The sequence below is a fragment of the Serratia sp. G204Y genome (assembly GCF_051172435.1).
Taxonomy (GTDB): Bacteria; Pseudomonadota; Gammaproteobacteria; order Enterobacterales; family Enterobacteriaceae; genus Serratia; species Serratia sarumanii.
The window spans coordinates 1,301,499-1,316,768 of sequence record NZ_JBPIZA010000001.1 but is presented as its reverse complement, the minus strand read 5'-3'; the positions used below and the strand labels follow the sequence as shown (position 1 = coordinate 1,316,768).

Annotated in this window: 12 protein-coding genes; 7 read left to right on the top strand and 5 right to left on the bottom strand. The window is 59.0% G+C overall.

Annotated features, from left to right (window positions below; translation table 11 throughout):
- Nucleotides 1-59 precede the first annotated feature (59 nt).
- From ACSBQQ_RS06315 to adhP, 3 genes are all read left to right on the top strand, one after another.
- Nucleotides 60-845: a sulfite exporter TauE/SafE family protein gene (locus ACSBQQ_RS06315; RefSeq protein ID WP_080281292.1), complete on the top strand. Its 786-nt coding sequence runs from the start codon at nt 60-62 to the stop codon at nt 843-845.
- A 17-nt stretch (nt 846-862) separates the two neighbouring features.
- On the top strand, nt 863-2,152 hold the full coding sequence (blh, locus tag ACSBQQ_RS06310) for a bifunctional sulfur transferase/dioxygenase Blh (protein WP_033648287.1): 1,290 nt from the start codon (nt 863-865) through the stop codon (nt 2,150-2,152).
- Nucleotides 2,153-2,355: 203 nt separating this feature from the next.
- Nucleotides 2,356-3,372, top strand: coding sequence for an alcohol dehydrogenase AdhP (adhP, locus tag ACSBQQ_RS06305; protein ID WP_033634519.1), 1,017 nt, complete (start codon nt 2,356-2,358; stop codon nt 3,370-3,372).
- Between the two features lie 67 nt (nt 3,373-3,439).
- On the opposite strand, the gene exaC is transcribed toward adhP, so the two are convergent.
- A complete protein-coding gene (gene exaC / locus ACSBQQ_RS06300) occupies nt 3,440-4,960 on the bottom strand; it encodes an acetaldehyde dehydrogenase ExaC (RefSeq protein WP_043147457.1) in 1,521 nt (506 codons plus the stop codon).
- 275 nt (nt 4,961-5,235) lie between these two features.
- Here exaC and ACSBQQ_RS06295 point away from each other — a divergent pair, with 275 nt between their 5' ends.
- Nucleotides 5,236-6,999: a sigma-54-dependent Fis family transcriptional regulator gene (locus ACSBQQ_RS06295; protein WP_060428100.1), complete on the top strand. Its 1,764-nt coding sequence runs from the start codon at nt 5,236-5,238 to the stop codon at nt 6,997-6,999.
- Nucleotides 7,000-7,052: 53 nt separating this feature from the next.
- On the opposite strand, the gene ACSBQQ_RS06290 is transcribed toward ACSBQQ_RS06295, so the two are convergent.
- Entirely contained in the window at nt 7,053-7,970 is a 918-nt protein-coding gene (locus tag ACSBQQ_RS06290) for an ABC transporter substrate-binding protein (RefSeq protein WP_086556917.1), read from the bottom strand.
- 149 nt (nt 7,971-8,119) lie between these two features.
- Here ACSBQQ_RS06290 and ACSBQQ_RS06285 point away from each other — a divergent pair, with 149 nt between their 5' ends.
- A complete protein-coding gene (locus tag ACSBQQ_RS06285; protein WP_048321558.1) occupies nt 8,120-9,316 on the top strand; it encodes an MFS transporter in 1,197 nt (398 codons plus the stop codon).
- Here ACSBQQ_RS06285 and ACSBQQ_RS06280 read toward each other — a convergent pair.
- Entirely contained in the window at nt 9,313-11,406 is a 2,094-nt protein-coding gene (locus tag ACSBQQ_RS06280; protein ID WP_060428099.1) for a putative bifunctional diguanylate cyclase/phosphodiesterase, read from the bottom strand. The genes ACSBQQ_RS06285 and ACSBQQ_RS06280 overlap by 4 nt on opposite strands.
- Before the next feature lie 933 nt (nt 11,407-12,339).
- Here ACSBQQ_RS06280 and ACSBQQ_RS06275 point away from each other — a divergent pair.
- Both ACSBQQ_RS06275 and ACSBQQ_RS06270 read left to right on the top strand, forming a co-directional pair.
- Nucleotides 12,340-13,779, top strand: a complete 1,440-nt coding sequence (locus ACSBQQ_RS06275) for a serralysin family metalloprotease (RefSeq protein ID WP_060428096.1) — start codon at nt 12,340-12,342, stop codon at nt 13,777-13,779.
- A gap of 98 nt (nt 13,780-13,877) precedes the next feature.
- The gene (locus ACSBQQ_RS06270) at nt 13,878-14,192 is read left to right on the top strand and encodes an AprI/Inh family metalloprotease inhibitor (protein ID WP_033648294.1); all 315 of its coding nucleotides are present in this window, start codon (nt 13,878-13,880) and stop codon (nt 14,190-14,192) included.
- A gap of 86 nt (nt 14,193-14,278) precedes the next feature.
- Here the strand turns inward: ACSBQQ_RS06270 and ACSBQQ_RS06265 are convergent, their stop codons facing one another.
- Together ACSBQQ_RS06265 and ACSBQQ_RS06260 are read right to left on the bottom strand one after the other, a co-directional pair.
- Nucleotides 14,279-14,575: a DUF1330 domain-containing protein gene (locus tag ACSBQQ_RS06265; RefSeq protein WP_033655039.1), complete on the bottom strand. Its 297-nt coding sequence runs from the start codon at nt 14,573-14,575 to the stop codon at nt 14,279-14,281.
- Nucleotide 14,576: 1 nt separating this feature from the next.
- Nucleotides 14,577-15,251, bottom strand: coding sequence for a GntR family transcriptional regulator (locus ACSBQQ_RS06260; protein WP_033648296.1), 675 nt, complete (start codon nt 15,249-15,251; stop codon nt 14,577-14,579).
- Between the last annotated feature and the right edge of the window lie 19 nt (nt 15,252-15,270).

Below are 15,270 nucleotides of genomic sequence, written 5' to 3'. Positions count from 1 at the left end.
ACATTGCCGGTGAACTGATCGTTAATAAATGGCATGAGCATCATTAAGGGATTAACACAGTGGATTTTTTCCATTTCAGTTTTTATATCGTGATGCTGTTAGTGGTCACCGGGGGAATTGTGGGATTTCTCCTGGCCCTGACCGGCGGCGGCGGCTCAATCGTCTGCGTGCCATTATTGCTGTATATGGTGAAAGTGCCGGATACGCATTTGATTATAGGGACCAGCGCCATGTCTGTGGCCGTTAACGCGCTGATCAACCTGGCCGCGCACGCCTCCAAAGGCAACGTCAGGTGGCAGACCGGGCTTGTCGTTTCGCTGCTTGCCGTCATGGGGGCTCTGGCCGGCTCTCAGATGGGAAAAATCACGGACGGACACTACATAACCCTGCCTTTCTCCCTGTTGATGCTGGTGGTCGCCGGATTGACGCTGAAAAGAAATCCCCTTGCCGGCAACCCCTTGCCGTCCTCCCATTCTGCCGTTCATCCCGCCATCGTATGGCCCAGCGTTCTCGCGCTGGGTGGGCTGGCGGGCTTTCTGGGCATTGGCGGCGGATTTTTGGTTGTGCCGGCGCTGGTCTGGTTTTTTCGCTTCTCGATGGTTGAGGCGGTGGCAACCTCACTGGTGGTCGTGGCGGCCATGGGGCTGTCGACCAGCGCCAGCTACGCCATGTCCGGAAAGGTGTCGCTCGCCATTACGTGCTGGCTCATCGTCGGCGGCGTTCTGGGGGGCGTGGTGGGGGTGGCGCTCGCCGAGCGCCTGAAAAAACGCGAGGGCATTATCAACGTGCTCTATGCCCTCATGCTCCTGGCGCTGGCCCTGTATATGTTATTTAAAAGCCTATGAAACGGAAGGAAACAAACATGCGCATCCGCACTTACCACCCTCAACTCTCCTTTTCGGGCGCGCCCGAAGCGAGTGATTTCAAGGCGCTGTCTCAACAGGGCTACTGCCTTATCGTCAACAATCGGCCGGACGAGGAGCCGGGGGAGTATCTTGACCATCAGCAAGAGAAAGCGTTGGCTGAACAAGGGGGAATGCGCTACGTCTATCTCCCTTATACGTTCGATACGCTGACCTGGGAGACCGTTTACACCTTCCAGTTTCTGTTGCGGCAAGGCAAGAAAACCCTGGCGCACTGCAGAAGCGGGGCTCGCTCTGCCTGCCTTTCCCTGCTGTATGCGCTGCGCGAAGGTCAGATAAATGAAGCGCAATTTCGCCGCCAATGCGACGAATACGGCGCGGACGCCGATAAGGCGCTCAGCTGGTACGGCAAGCATCGGTCCGTGCGGGCCACGGCAGAAGTTCACGCGTTTTATGAACCGGAAAGCGGCAGCCTGCAGTATGTGGTTGCCGATCCCGAGGCGCGCCGCTGTGCGATTATCGACCCGGTGCTGGATTTTGACCGCCGATCGGGCACGGTCTCGCATCAACAGGCCAATGATATCCTGAATTTTATCCATCAACGGGGGTGGGGAGTGGCCTGGGTGCTGGATACGCACCCGCACGCCGATCATTTTTCGGCCGCCACCTGGCTGGCGCAGAAAACCGGCGCCTTCACCGGCATCGGTGAAAAAATTACCGCCGTTCAGGGGCTGTGGGAAGAGATCTATAATTTAAAAGACCTGCCTGCGGCCAATACCGTCTGGGATGCGCTGTTCGCGGACGGCGACGTCTTTTTTATCGGCAACCTGCGCGCTGAAGTCCTGCTGTCTCCCGGGCACACGCTGGCGTCCGTCACTTATTACATTGCGGATGCGGCGTTTATCCACGATACGTTCTTCATGCCGGACAGCGGTACCGCAAGGGCCGATTTTCCTGGCGGCAATGCGGAAGCCTTGTGGGAGTCATTGCAGCGGATCTTGAGCCTGCCGGCGGATACCCGCCTGTTTACCGGCCATGATTACCGCCCGGCGGGGCGTGAGGCCCGCTGGGAAAGCACCGTGAGAGAGCAGCGCGAGAACAATCCCTGGGTGGTCAACATGGATAAATCCCGCTTTATTGCGCAAAGAAAGCAGCGGGACGCTACGCTGCCGCACCCGGAACTCATGCTGATGGCGCTGCAGGTCAATATTCGCGGCGGCGTGTTGCCTGACTGCGAAGACGATGGGCAACGCTACCTGAAAATTCCCGTGAATCGATTTCAGCGCTGAATCAAGCCAGAGGTGCGCGATCGTTCGCCGCCGCTGCGGTCAATGCGAATGAGATCGCGCCGTCTGTTAATTGTTTTTTATGAAATAATCATGCTGGTTCATATTTAATTATTTGTTTTTACACAAATCATGCGGCGCTTGCCCTCACCGAATACAGTCACTACATTAACAACTGTACTTCCCACTCAGCTAAGGAAAACACCATGAAAGCTGCCGTAGTGACGAAAAACCATACCGTAGACATTCAGGATAAAGTGCTGCGCCCGCTGAAGCACGGCGAAGCGGCGTTGAAAATGGAGTGTTGCGGGGTGTGCCACACCGATTTGCACGTGAAAAACGGCGATTTCGGCGAGGTGCCGGGCATTACGTTGGGGCATGAGGGCATCGGCGTGGTCTCCGCCGTCGGTGAGGGCGTCACCTCGCTAAAAGTGGGTGACCGCGCCAGCGTCGCCTGGTTTTACCAGGGGTGCGGCCATTGCGAATACTGCGTCAGCGGCAACGAAACCCTGTGCCGTTCGGTGAAAAACGCCGGCTACAGCGTTGACGGCGGCATGGCGGAAGAGTGCATCGTGGTGGCGGATTACGCGGTGAAAGTGCCGGACGGGCTCGATTCTTTCGCCGCCAGCAGCATCACCTGCGCCGGCGTCACCACCTACAAGGCGGTGAAAATTTCCGATATCAAGCCGGGGCAGTGGATCGCCATCTATGGCCTGGGCGGGCTGGGCAACCTGGCGCTGCAGTACGCCAAGAACGTGTTTAACGCCAAAGTGATCGCCATCGACGTCAACGATGGCCAGCTGGAGTTCGCCAAACAGATCGGCGCCGATCTGGCCATCAATTCCAAAACGCAAAACGCCGAGGAGATCATTCAACAGCAAACCGGCGGCGCTCACGCGGCGGTGGTGACGGCGGTGGCGAAAGCGGCCTTCAACTCGGCGGTCAATGCGGTGCGCGCCGGCGGTAAAGTGGTGGCGGTGGGGCTGCCGCCGGAGAGCATGGATCTGAGCATTCCGCGCCTGGTGCTGGACGGCATTCAGGTGGTGGGTTCGCTGGTGGGCACGCGCGAAGATCTGAAAGAGGCGTTCCAGTTCGCCGCCGAAGGCAAAGTGACGCCGAAAGTGACCAAACGGCCATTGGGCGACATCAACGCCATCTTCGACGAGATGAAGGCGGGCACCATTCGCGGTCGCATGGTGATCGATCTCGGCATGGCGAAATAAATCACGCCACCAACCATGCCAAATAAGAAGGCCACCTGCGGGTGGCCTTCTGGTTGTTACGTCCGGCTCAGAACAGGCCCAGCGGTTTAGCGTCGTAGCTGACCAGCAGGTTTTTCACCTGTTGATAGTGCGACAGCGCCGCCTTGTGGGTCTCGCGCCCGATGCCGGAGTTCTTGTAGCCGCCGAACGCGGCGTGCGCCGGATACAGGTGGTAACAGTTGGTCCACACGCGCCCGGCCTTGATCGCGCGGCCCATGCGATAGGCGCGGTTGATGTCACGGGTCCACAACCCGGCGCCCAGCCCGAACTCGGTGTCGTTGGCCAGCGCCAGCGCTTCGGCTTCATCTTTAAAGGTGGTGACGCCGATCACCGGCCCGAAGATCTCCTCGCGGAAGAAGCGCATGCTGTTGTTGCCGGTAATCAACGTCGGCTGCAGGTAGAAACCGTTTTGCAATTCATCCCCATGCTGCGTGCGTTTGCCGCCGGCGAGGATGTTGCCGCCCTCATTCTTGGCGATGTCGATGTAGGACAGGATCTTATCGTACTGTTCTTGCGACGCCTGCGCGCCGAGCATGGTGTCGGTGTCGAAGGGATCGCCCTGGCGGATGGTGGCGATGCGCGCCAGCACTTTCTCCATAAACTGCGGATAGATAGATTCTTCAATCAGCGCGCGTGAAGGGCAGGTGCAGACCTCCCCCTGGTTGAAGAAACCGAGCACCAGCCCCTCAATCGCCTTGTCGATGAACTCCGGCTCCGCCTGCATGATGTCGGCGAAATAGATGTTGGGCGATTTACCGCCCAGCTCGACGGTGCTGGGGATGATGTTTTCCGCCGCGCAGGCGAGGATGTGGCGGCCGATCGGCGTGGAGCCGGTGAACGCGATCTTCTCGATGCGTTTGCTGCGCGCCAGCGCTTCGCCGGCCTCGGCGCCGAAGCCTTGCACCACGTTGAGCACGCCCGGCGGCAGCAGATCGCCGATCTCTTCCATCAGCACGCTGATGCCGAGCGGGGTCTGTTCCGCCGGTTTCAGCACCACGCAGTTACCGCCCGCCAGCGCCGGCGCCAGTTTCCAGGCGGCCATCAGCAGCGGGAAATTCCACGGGATGATCTGGCCGACCACGCCCAGCGGTTCATAGATATGGTAGGCCACGGTGTTCTGGTCGATCTCCGCCGCGGTGCCTTCCTGCGCGCGCAGGCAGCCGGCGAAGTAACGGAAATGGTCGACCGCCAGCGGCAGATCGGCATTCAGGGTTTCGCGGATCGGTTTGCCGTTGTCCCAGGTTTCGGTCAGCGCCAGCATCTCCAGCCGCGATTCGATGCGATCGGCGATCGCCAACAGCACGTTGGAACGCGCCTGCACGCTGGTTTTGCCCCAGGCGTCCGCCGCCGCGTGCGCCGCGTCGAGCGCCAGCTCGATGTCCTTGGCGTCGGAACGCGGGAATTCGGCGATCGGCTGGCCGGTCACCGGCGAGGTGTTGGTGAAGTAGTTGCCGGATACCGGTTCGACGAATTTGCCGCCAATGTAGTTGCCATAGCGTTTGCGGAACGAAACCAGCGAGCCAGGCAAACCGGGGTGGACATATTTCATGTTAAGCACCTCTCTGCAGATGAAAATCAGCGCTATTGGGCTGCGCCTGTGAATGCGGCATGCCGCCGCAGCACAGAGAAGCACGGCGCGTGCCAGATTAACGAAAGGCGAGAATGCTGATTAAAAGGGCTTATTTATTAGCGTGTTAAAAAATGATGTGGCTTAGCGAATCGGGCGATTCCGCCGGCGTCGGTGTTTTTTTGTGTCCCGTGTCGCAACGCTTGGTACACATCTGTGATACATATTTGCAACACTCGCGAACGGGGGAGAAACGCATGTTGCCTGACGACCGCTTGCCCACCGAGGGCGCCAGTCCGCTGGCGGAATCCTGGCAGCGCAGCCGGGGCTACGGCCTGACGCGCGCCGATCGCCATATCCCCTTTATCAAAGCCGGACTGCTCGAAGAGCTGCGCAGCCGCAACGACTGGGTGCCGCAACGGGTACAGCCGCTGATCGAGCAGCTGGGCGCGCAAATTACGCGCCAGCCCGCCATTGTGGTGATCGCGGACGCCGACGGGCTGGTGCTGGAAACCCGCGGCAATACCGACTTTTTGCACAAGGCGTCGCGCTTTGCGCTGGCGCCGGGCAACCAGTGGGGAGAAGCGGAGCGGGGCACCAACGCCATCGGCACCGCGCTGGCGCTGGGCGCGTTCTGCGAAGTGCGCGGCGACCAGCATTTCCTCAACCAAAACGCCGGGTTGAACTGCACCGCCGCGCCGATCTATCGGCCGGATGGCCGCATTGCCGGCATACTGGATCTCTCCGCCCCCGCGCAGCGGCCGTATCGCGATGCGCAGCGCCTGATCATGCAGGCGGTGCGGCATATTGAACACCGCTGGGTCAGAAGCGCGATCGCCGATCGTCACTGGACGCTGCGCCTGCACGCCGATGCCGGTCGTCTGGGCAGCGCGCAGGAGCTGCTGCTGGTGTTTCACGACGAAGTGCTGGTCGCCACCAATCGGCTGGCGATGATGGAGTTTCAGCTCTCGCCGGCCGCATTCGGCTCCGTCGAGTTCGCCCAGCTGTTCCCCGATCTGTTGCGACAGCCCTCCGGCGCGCCGCGTCAGACGCTGGCCGGCAATCAACGGCACTATTATTCTCTGCTCGAGGCGCCGCAGCGCCGCGTCAGCGCCCTGCGTTCCACGCCGCCGGCGGAACGGCATGACGAGCAGCATCAGAAAGCGCTGCGGATCCTCAACGCCGGCCTTTCGCTGTGCGTGACCGGCGAAACCGGCTGCGGTAAAGAGCACTTCAGCCGACGCCTGTTTCAAGAGAGCCGCTGGCGCAACGGCAACTTCGTGGCAATCAACTGTGCGGCGCTGCCCGAGCCGCTGATCGAATCCGAGCTGTTCGGCTATGCGCCGGGGGCGTTTACCGGCGCCAATCCGAAAGGCTATATCGGCAAGATCCGCGAGGCGGACGGCGGCGTGCTGTTCCTCGATGAAATCGGCGACATGCCGGCGGGCCTGCAGACGCGCCTGCTGCGGGTGTTACAGGAAAAAACGGTCACGCCGCTCGGCAGCCGCAGCGCTTATCCGGTCGATTTCGCGCTGGTCTGCGCCACGCACCACGATCTGCATCGGCAGGTAGAGGCGGGGGCGTTTCGCGAGGATTTGCTGTACCGCATACAGGAATACAGCCTGCTCATTCCGCCGCTCCGAGAGCGGGCGCAGCTGGAGGCCTTTATTATGCAGCTGTGGCGAGAGTTGGGCGGTGAGCGGCGCGACATTCGCCTGCTGCCGGAAGCGCTGGCGATGCTGGCGCGCTACCCGTGGCCCGGCAACGTGCGGCAGCTGTTGAGTACGCTCAAGGTGCTGCTGGCGCTGGCGGACGATCATGCGGTGCTCACTCTGGACGATCTGCCGCAGTACATCGCGGTGCTGGCGCCGCGCCAAGAGAGCGCCGATACCGGCCTGGAGGCGCTGCAGGCGGCGATCGACAGGGCGGGCGGCAACCTCAGCCGGGCGGCCAAGGCGCTCGGCGTTTCGCGCAGCACGCTGTACCGCAAGCTGGGAAGGCAGAAAGCGGCGGCGGAATGACACTTCTCGATTGAGCGGCGATAAGGCCCCGCTGCGCGGAGCCTGTTGCTCTCTCAATCCCCTAGCCCCGGCGGGTTAATCTCCGAATGGGCGATCTTCTCGTCGCTCTCCGCCCAGCGATCCAGCACCTGCAGATAGCTGCCGTTGGCGATGGCGCTGTTGAGCGATGCCTGCACCGCATCCACCAGGCCATTGCCTTTCTTCAGCGTGACGGCGATGTTGGCGGTCTTCGGCCAGCCGCCAGGCACGATGCCTACCAGCCGGGTTTTGCCGGTCAGCCGCGCCTGATAAGCGCCGGAGACGTTGGGGCCGAAGGTGGCATCGGCGCGGCCGGACTGAATGGCTAGCGTGGAGGCGGCCTTGTCGGTGACATACACCGGCTGCAGCGGTGCCAGTCCCTTGGCGCGGTTCTCCTTGTCCCAGGCCAGCAGCACCGCTTCCTGATTGGTGCCGGAATCGACGATGATCTTTTTACCGGCGATATCCGGCGCGGTGTTGATCTGGGTGATTTTACTGTCGGATTTGACGTAGAACCCCAGCGTATCCTGGCGATAGGTGGCGAAATCGAATTTGGTCTTGCGTTCGTTGGTTACGGTGATGTTGTAAACCGCGGCGTCATATTTGCCGGAGGCCACCCCCAGCGGCCAGTCTTCCCACGAGGTGGGCACCAGCTTGAGTTTCAATCCCAAGCCGTCGGCCACCAGGCGCGCGATGTCCGCCTCGCTGCCGATCACCGTTTTATTGTCGCGGGCGTACAGGCCGAACGGCGGGCCGCTGCCCAGCAGGGAAATGGCCACCGTCAGCGTGCCGGGTTCCACGAACCGGAAGCCGGCGGGGATTTTGGCCACGGCTTCGGCGCTCTTCACCGTGTGGATCGGCGTTTCGTTGGCGACGAGATCCACCCCTGGCGCGGCCGCGGCGGAAAAGCTCAGCAGCGCCGCCATCACAATCATCTTTTTGCTATATATCATTATGTTAATTACCTTCATTATTATGGGTGTCACAAGGTCGTTGCACTATCTCTAAAGGCGGCAGATCTGTGAACGAACAAAATCAACTATCCAATCTTGGAAATGTCATGAAGCGCCGCCGGTGGCGCTGAATCTCTCGAGGATGGACCATGCTGTCGCGTTTCGCTACGTTGGGCCGCATACCGCGCGGCGTGTGGGTATTGGGTGGGGTGAGTCTGTTGATGGACGTCTCCTCGGAAATGATCCACAGCCTGCTGCCGCTGTTTATGGCGACGACGCTCGGCGCCAGCGTCATCGTCATCGGGCTGATCGAAGGGCTGGCGGAGGCGACGGCATTGATCGTCAAGGTGTTCTCCGGCGTGCTGAGCGATTACCTCGGCAAGCGCAAAGGGTTGGCGCTGCTGGGCTACGGGCTGGGCGCCATCAGCAAACCGTTTTTCGCCATCGCGTCGTCGTCCGGCATGGTGATGAGCGCGCGCCTGCTGGATCGCGTGGGCAAAGGCATCCGCGGGGCGCCGCGTGATGCTCTGGTGGCCGACGTGACGCCTCCGGAGATTCGCGGCGCGGCCTTCGGGCTGCGCCAGTCGCTGGATACCGTCGGTGCCTTTTTAGGGCCGCTGCTGGCCGTCGGCCTGATGCTGCTGTGGCACAACGATTTTCGCGCCATCTTTTGGGTGGCGGCGATCCCGGCGGCGCTGGCGATTGCGCTGCTGTTTTTTGGCCTGAAAGAGCCGGCCGCCGCGATAACCCACAAGCGCACCAACCCGATCACCCGCGCCAATCTGCGGCTGCTGGGGCGCGGCTATTGGTGGGTGGTGGGTATCGGCGCCGTCTTCACGCTGGCGCGCTTCAGCGAAGCGTTCCTGGTGCTGAAGGCGCAGCAGGGCGGCACGCCGCTGGCGTTGATCCCGCTGGTGATGGTCGCCATGAATCTGGTCTACGCCTGCTCGGCCTATCCGTTCGGTAAACTGTCCGATCGCATGAGCCATGAAGGATTGCTGAAAGCCGGGCTGCTGGTGCTGATCGCCGCCGATGTGGTGTTGGCGCTGAGCGATCATTGGGGCGGGGTGCTGTTTGGCGTGGCGCTGTGGGGCGTGCACATGGGCATGACGCAGGGACTGTTGGCGGCGATGGTGGCGCATACCGCGCCGGCGCACCTGCGCGGCACCGCGTTCGGCATGTTCAATCTGATCAGCGGCGTGGCGCTGCTGCTGGCGAGTCTCGGGGCCGGAACCCTGTGGGAGCTGTTCGGTTCCGCCTCCACCTTCTACGCCGGGGCGCTCATCTGCGTGGTGACGCTGGTCGGCATGCAGCTGGCGCCGTTCGGCGAACGGCGGGGCGCTTAACGGCCGTCGACAAGTTGCGGCATCGCCTGCAGCAGCTCGGGCACCCGCTGGGATTCCACAGCCCGGCTGAACAAATAACCCTGGCCGATATGGAAACCGGCTTCGCACAGCGTTTGCCGCTGCTGCTCGGTTTCCACGCCCTCGGCGATGATATCGATCGACAGTTTTTGGCCGAGGATGCCGATGCTTTCCACGATCGCCAGGATCGCCGGTTCGGTATTCATCCGTTGAACGAAGTCGCAGTCCAGCTTAATGCAGTCCAGCGGGTAATCCATGATATGGCTGAAGGAGGAGTGGCCGGTGCCGAAATCGTCCAGCGCGATGCGGATGCCCATCTCCTTGAGCATTTGCAGCGCGCGCAGCACGTACTTCGAGCCGTGCTTGTTGAACGCGTGTTCGGTCACTTCCAGTTCGATCAGAGGGTGGGGAATGTGGAACTTCAGCAGGCGCTGCAGGAAGGTTTCGGCGTAGTTGTCGCGTAAAAACTCGATCGGCGACACGTTCAGCGAGATGGGCCGCACCGCCACGCCGGCCGCGCGCCAGCGGGCGATATCGGCGAAGACCTTCAGCTGCATGGCCTCGCTGATCTTGGTCGCCAGCTCGTAGTCGTTGAACGCCTCGCTTACCGTTGCCGGCAGCTGCACGCCGTTGATCGGGCAGTGCCAGCGCAGCAGCGCTTCAAAGCCGACGATGCTGCCGTCGGTCAGGCAGACCTTCGGCTGGTAGCTGGGACGGATGCAGTTGTCGCGCACGATCTGGCGTGCGTAGTTGAGCTGGCTGGCGCGGGCGCGCGCTTTGTCCATCATTTTGCGGTCGAACATATAGACACCGCCGCGGCCGCCGTCTTTCAGCTCATACAGCGCGGTATCGGCGCATTTCATCAGCTCTGAAGCGTCGCGCGCGTCTTTGGGATAGATGGCGCCGCCAAGGCTCATGCCGCAATGCAGCGTCTTGCCGCCGTGGGTGATCGGCGTCTCCAGCTGCAGCAGAAACTTGTTGGCGATGCGGAAAATATCCTGCTCGTTTTCGACGTCGCTGATCACCACGGCAAACTCATCGCCGCCGAGGCGAGAGACGAACGAGTGCGCATTCATGCAGGCGCTGAGCCTTTTACCCAAGATCCGCAGCAGATGGTCGCCCGCCGCGTGGCCCAGCGTGTCGTTCACCAGCTTGAAGTGGTCAAGATCCAACAGCATCAGCCCGAGGGACTTGTTGCCGTGCAGGGCGCGCTTCATCTCTTGCTTCAGCTTTTTCTTGAAGAGGCGCCGGTTGGGCAGGCCGGTCAATTCGTCATATTCGCTGGCGAGCAACAGACGTTGTTCCATCACGCGCTGTGAAGTCACGTCGCGCGAGACGCACAAGATCTCGGCCACGGTGCCGTGCTCATCGCTGACCGGCGTGAGAATGTTGTCCCAGTGCTGTTTTTTACCCTGCGGCGTCACGCTCAATCCGGTGAAGCGCGCATTCTTTCCGGCTCTGACGCTGCGCAGCGCCTTACTGCCGCGGCGCCGGATCTCGGGCGACAGCAGCCCCAGCCAGGGCATGCCAAACTCTTTTTGCGCCGGATCAAGGCCAAGGGCCAGGCTGCCGGAGCGGTTCATGTGGCGCAGCGTGCCGTCGTGATTGATCACTTTGATGCAGTCGACGCTGGCGTCCAGCATGTCTTGCTGGATAGAGAGCGCCTGAACGTTTTGCTGGCGCTGCAGCATTTGCGGATGGATGTCGGTCGCCGTGAGGTACCAGCTGAGCTCCAGCGCCATGCCGTCCTGCCGGGCGTTGAACGCCAGCATAAACCAACGGTAGGCGCCGCTGCGATCGCACAGGCGGGCTTCGCCGGCGAACGAGGAAAGGGCCACGATCGCCTGGCGCCATTGCGCGGCCAGCCGCTCGCGATCGTCGGGGTGCAGGGCATCGAGCCAGTCGGCGGCGCCGTGTTCACCGGCGATGGCGCCGGTATAGTCGCGCCACTGTTTATTGAAGTAACCGCCAAGGCGGTTGCCGAAGCAAATCAGGCCGGGCAAGTCGTCTACGATTTCGCCATAGAGATCAATCGGATTTTTGTTATTGCTCTGCTTGGGCAACAGGGTCATGCGGTATTTCCTCGGAAAATTACCCATATTCTCGCTCTAGGGCAGAGCTTCTTTCAATATAGTCTTGCCAATTAAAATGGGAATAGCCAGCGGGCGCGGCTAAAAATCGGCCCGCCAGCATGGAATACATCCCGCGTGAACGCATTAGGAATACTCCTGTTATTTATAAGCATCCCTTATATTGCAGCGAAAAATAAGTAATCGGACCACGCCGCGTTATTGCCGTGAAAATTAATCATTCCTGATGTTTATCTGTGGCCAAATGTTCAGTCGCCATGATGTACTTCCGAACGGTATTCTGCCTGCTCTATGCGGTAACACTGACAAAAACCCCAGTCCAGACGGTGATAAACGCCATTTTATGCACTCTGCAACGCCCGTCATCGCCCGTTCACTGGGGCTTAGCGAAAAAATCATGATGAAAATCAAGAAATGTTTTGTTTCATCTGTTGACACTTCGCTTACGTGTGAGATAGCCTCGCGAATGATAATCATTAGCAAAACTGGATGGTGGCGCAAATGCATTCACGTAATTTTCTTCGGGTAACAGTTCGGATAACAGGCAACGGTCACAACACGAGACCACGTCTGCTGTTGTCTCTGGCAACGAGACAATGCATCGAACGGCCGTTGTCATCCGCCCCTTTGAGCGGCATCTCAACCTAGCCTCAACGCGCAAACTCTGGAATCAAACCCTTGCCGGATCAATGCGCCTATTATTTCCGTGCATTTTGCACGGAAATATCGCGATCTCACGCAGTTGCATCAGTTCTCAATCATGGGTAAGGAGGCATCGGGTAGTTAAAAGTCAATTGTAAAGGGATAGGCAAAAAGAGTGGGGCGTATCGGGTGATCGCTATTCTCAGGATCTTGATTATCCCCAAGGGACATTTCGGATGTCATAGCAATACTAGCTACTTTGTGGAGAAAGTTATGGGTAATACCATGAATGGAAACGAAACGGGTTGGGACAGCGTTAACGATCTTATTCACTACCATGAGCGCGGAAATGGTCTGACGATAAATAACAAACCGTCTTATGACATAAATAAGGCGGGGTTGCAGATCGCGCGCGGCGATAAAACCTGGAATGGCGTACACGTCACGGGAAAAGAGGCGACGGTGACCTATTCCTTCCCGGATTGGGATTATAACGAACTGAACCTGGGCCACCGCTCCCCGGAACGTGATACGGGGCTGAGCTCGTTCACGCAACAGCAACAAGAACAGGCGAAGCTGTCTTTGCAATCCTGGGCCGATGTTGCCAACATCAAATTTGTCGAAGTTGCCGCAGGCCAACCCTCCAATATTACCTTTGGCAATTATGAGGGGACAGGACAAGCGTATGCCTTGAAACCGTTCTCATATAATGGCAATGATTACAGGGGGTTCAATTCTGATGGGCAAAGTTGGTACAACATTAAGAATCACTCCGAAAATTTGCATCCTGAGCTAGGTAATTACGGCCGCTTAACCATTACCCATGAGGTTGGCCATACTCTCGGGTTAGATCACCCGGGCACTTATAATGCGGGGCAAGGCAGCCCAAATTATACCAAGGCAGTTTACGCCGAAGATACCCGGCAGTTTAGCGTAATGAGTTACTGGAATGAATCCATTACCAACGCGGATCATGGCCATTACTATGCCGCTGCGCCGCTGGTTGATGATATCGCGGCCATCCAGCATCTTTACGGCGCCAATATGACCACCCGAACCGGCGACACCATTTACGGGTTTAATTCAAATACAGGCCGAGACTTCTATACGCTCAACGACAGCCACGACAAACTGGTGATGTCTGTTTGGGATGCAGGCGGTAATGACACCCTTGATTTCTCGGGGTATAGCCAAAATCAACGTATCAACTTGAACGAAGGCGCTTTCTCCGACGTCGGGGGATTAAAAGGGAATGTTTCCATCGCCGCTGGCGTCACCATCGAAAACGCGATAGGGGGCTCAGGTAATGACGTCATTGTTGGGAATCACGCAGACAATACGCTCAAAGGCGGCGCCGGCAACGATGTCATTTACGGTGGAGCGGGCCAGGATCAATTATGGGGAGGGCAAGGCAACGACATTTTTGTCTTCTCTGATGTGAATGACTCGCCTGTTCGGGCTCCTGATACCATTTGGGACTTTGAGTCAGGCAAGGACAAGATCGATCTGTCCTTCTTCAACCAGGGCGCTAAAGGCAGTGATTTCATTCAGTTTGTCGATCATTTCAGCGGGCAGGCCGGTGAGGCGCTGGTATCCTATGATACCCAGAGCAATCTGAGTGAATTGGCCTTCAATATCCATGGCGGTGCAAATCCAGACTTCCTGGTGCACATCGTCGGGCAGGCCGACGTCGCTGTTGACTTTATCGTGTAAAACGGCAACGGTGGGCGATGATGCCCACCGTTTCGCATGGGCCAGCTATGTGCAAATTTATTCTTGTCGGAATAATTTTCTTGTTTTCAGGAGCCTCTATGGCAAGCAGTCTGGTGTTACCTTCCGCCGAAACGCTATCCGGGCAGTGGACGGTCAGTGATAAATCAAAGTCTTGTGTTGTGCAGCTCAACGCGGAGAGTGTGGAATCGGCCGGCGGCTATAGCCTGAAATTTTTATCTGATTGCACGCCCGACGTCTTGCCGCAAGAGCCTGTGGCGTGGCGTCCTGCTCCCGATGGCATTGCGCTGTTGGACAAGGATGGGCTGACCGTACTTTTCTTCTCTCAGGAAGACGATCATTATCGCAGCCAGATCTGGGCTGAAACTGGGAAGATCCTGAAGAGAAATAACTAGCGGAAAACGCCGGCTTGACCCGGCGCTTCTGAACGCGGTTATCACGCCTCACATCACCCAGCCTCCGCCGTAACGGCGGGGGCTTTTTAATGGGCGGGCGGCAAGCCGTCGACGATGGTAATCATGGCTTCCGCCACGTGGCACCGCTGTTGTTTCGCCAACTGATAGGCCGGCGAATGGTAGCAGGCCAACGCGGTGGCGTAGTCGTCGAATTCGATCAGCACATGTTTCACAAACGATGGGCCTTCCAGCGTTTGCGCCTGTTCGCCGCGGGCGAGAAAACGGGCGTTGAACTGGCGAAACGCCTGGGGCGCCAAATCCATGTAATGCTGATATTGCTGCGGATCTTTCACGGTAACATGGGCAATCCAGTAAGCGGGCATCTCAGGACTCCTGTTGCAGAATGCGCTTGGCCAGCGCGGCGGCCTCGGTCAGGTGATCGATGACTTCTTGCCTGGCCTGCGTCGGATTGTTTTGTTCGATGGCGTGATAAATGCGCGTCATGCGCTCGAAGCCGGCCAGCTGGCGCTCCGGGGTTTTCAGGGTCAGGGCGCGCAGGCGGCTGATGCGGCTGTTCAGGCGTTGAACGATTTCCCAGGCGATGGCGTGATGGGCCACCTGGAAAATGGTTTCATAAAAGGCCTGCGAGGCTTCAACGCGCTGAATATCGTCCTGCCCGGCCGACGCCTGATTAATCGCAATTAATTTTTCATGCAGTTTCTTTTTATCTTCCGGCCCGGCTTTCAGGGCGCAGTCGTGAGCGGCATCCTGTTCAAGCAGCAGGCGAATAGTATAAATCTGCTCGGCAATTTCCCAGGTCAGAATAGCGACAATCGGCCCTTTCTTGCCGAGCGTTTCAATGAGCCCCTCCGCTTCGAGATAACGGATCACCTCGCGCACCACGCTGCGGCTGACGCCCAGCTCCTCGCACAGGCTGCGTTCCACCAAACGATCGCCGGCCTGAAAATACCCTGAGATAATCGCCTGCCTAATTTTCGCCAATGCCAATTCGCGCAAGGTGACCGGTGCATTCTCAATCTTCAATGACGCCTGAACCATAATTGTCTCTATTTTTGTG

What these genes read in the sequence shown, in the direction of transcription:
- ACSBQQ_RS06260 (WP_033648296.1), bottom strand. Translation starts at nt 15,251, where the DNA reads ATGGTTCAGGCGTCATTGAAGATTGAGAATGCACCGGTCACCTTGCGC.
- ACSBQQ_RS06270 (WP_033648294.1), top strand. Translation starts at nt 13,878, where the DNA reads ATGGCAAGCAGTCTGGTGTTACCTTCCGCCGAAACGCTATCCGGGCAG.
- ACSBQQ_RS06265 (WP_033655039.1), bottom strand. Translation starts at nt 14,575, where the DNA reads ATGCCCGCTTACTGGATTGCCCATGTTACCGTGAAAGATCCGCAGCAA.
- ACSBQQ_RS06295 (WP_060428100.1), top strand. Translation starts at nt 5,236, where the DNA reads ATGTTGCCTGACGACCGCTTGCCCACCGAGGGCGCCAGTCCGCTGGCG.
- ACSBQQ_RS06285 (WP_048321558.1), top strand. Translation starts at nt 8,120, where the DNA reads ATGCTGTCGCGTTTCGCTACGTTGGGCCGCATACCGCGCGGCGTGTGG.
- blh (WP_033648287.1), top strand. Translation starts at nt 863, where the DNA reads ATGCGCATCCGCACTTACCACCCTCAACTCTCCTTTTCGGGCGCGCCC.
- ACSBQQ_RS06280 (WP_060428099.1), bottom strand. Translation starts at nt 11,406, where the DNA reads ATGACCCTGTTGCCCAAGCAGAGCAATAACAAAAATCCGATTGATCTC.
- ACSBQQ_RS06290 (WP_086556917.1), bottom strand. Translation starts at nt 7,970, where the DNA reads ATGATATATAGCAAAAAGATGATTGTGATGGCGGCGCTGCTGAGCTTT.
- exaC (WP_043147457.1), bottom strand. Translation starts at nt 4,960, where the DNA reads ATGAAATATGTCCACCCCGGTTTGCCTGGCTCGCTGGTTTCGTTCCGC.
- ACSBQQ_RS06275 (WP_060428096.1), top strand. Translation starts at nt 12,340, where the DNA reads ATGGGTAATACCATGAATGGAAACGAAACGGGTTGGGACAGCGTTAAC.
- adhP (WP_033634519.1), top strand. Translation starts at nt 2,356, where the DNA reads ATGAAAGCTGCCGTAGTGACGAAAAACCATACCGTAGACATTCAGGAT.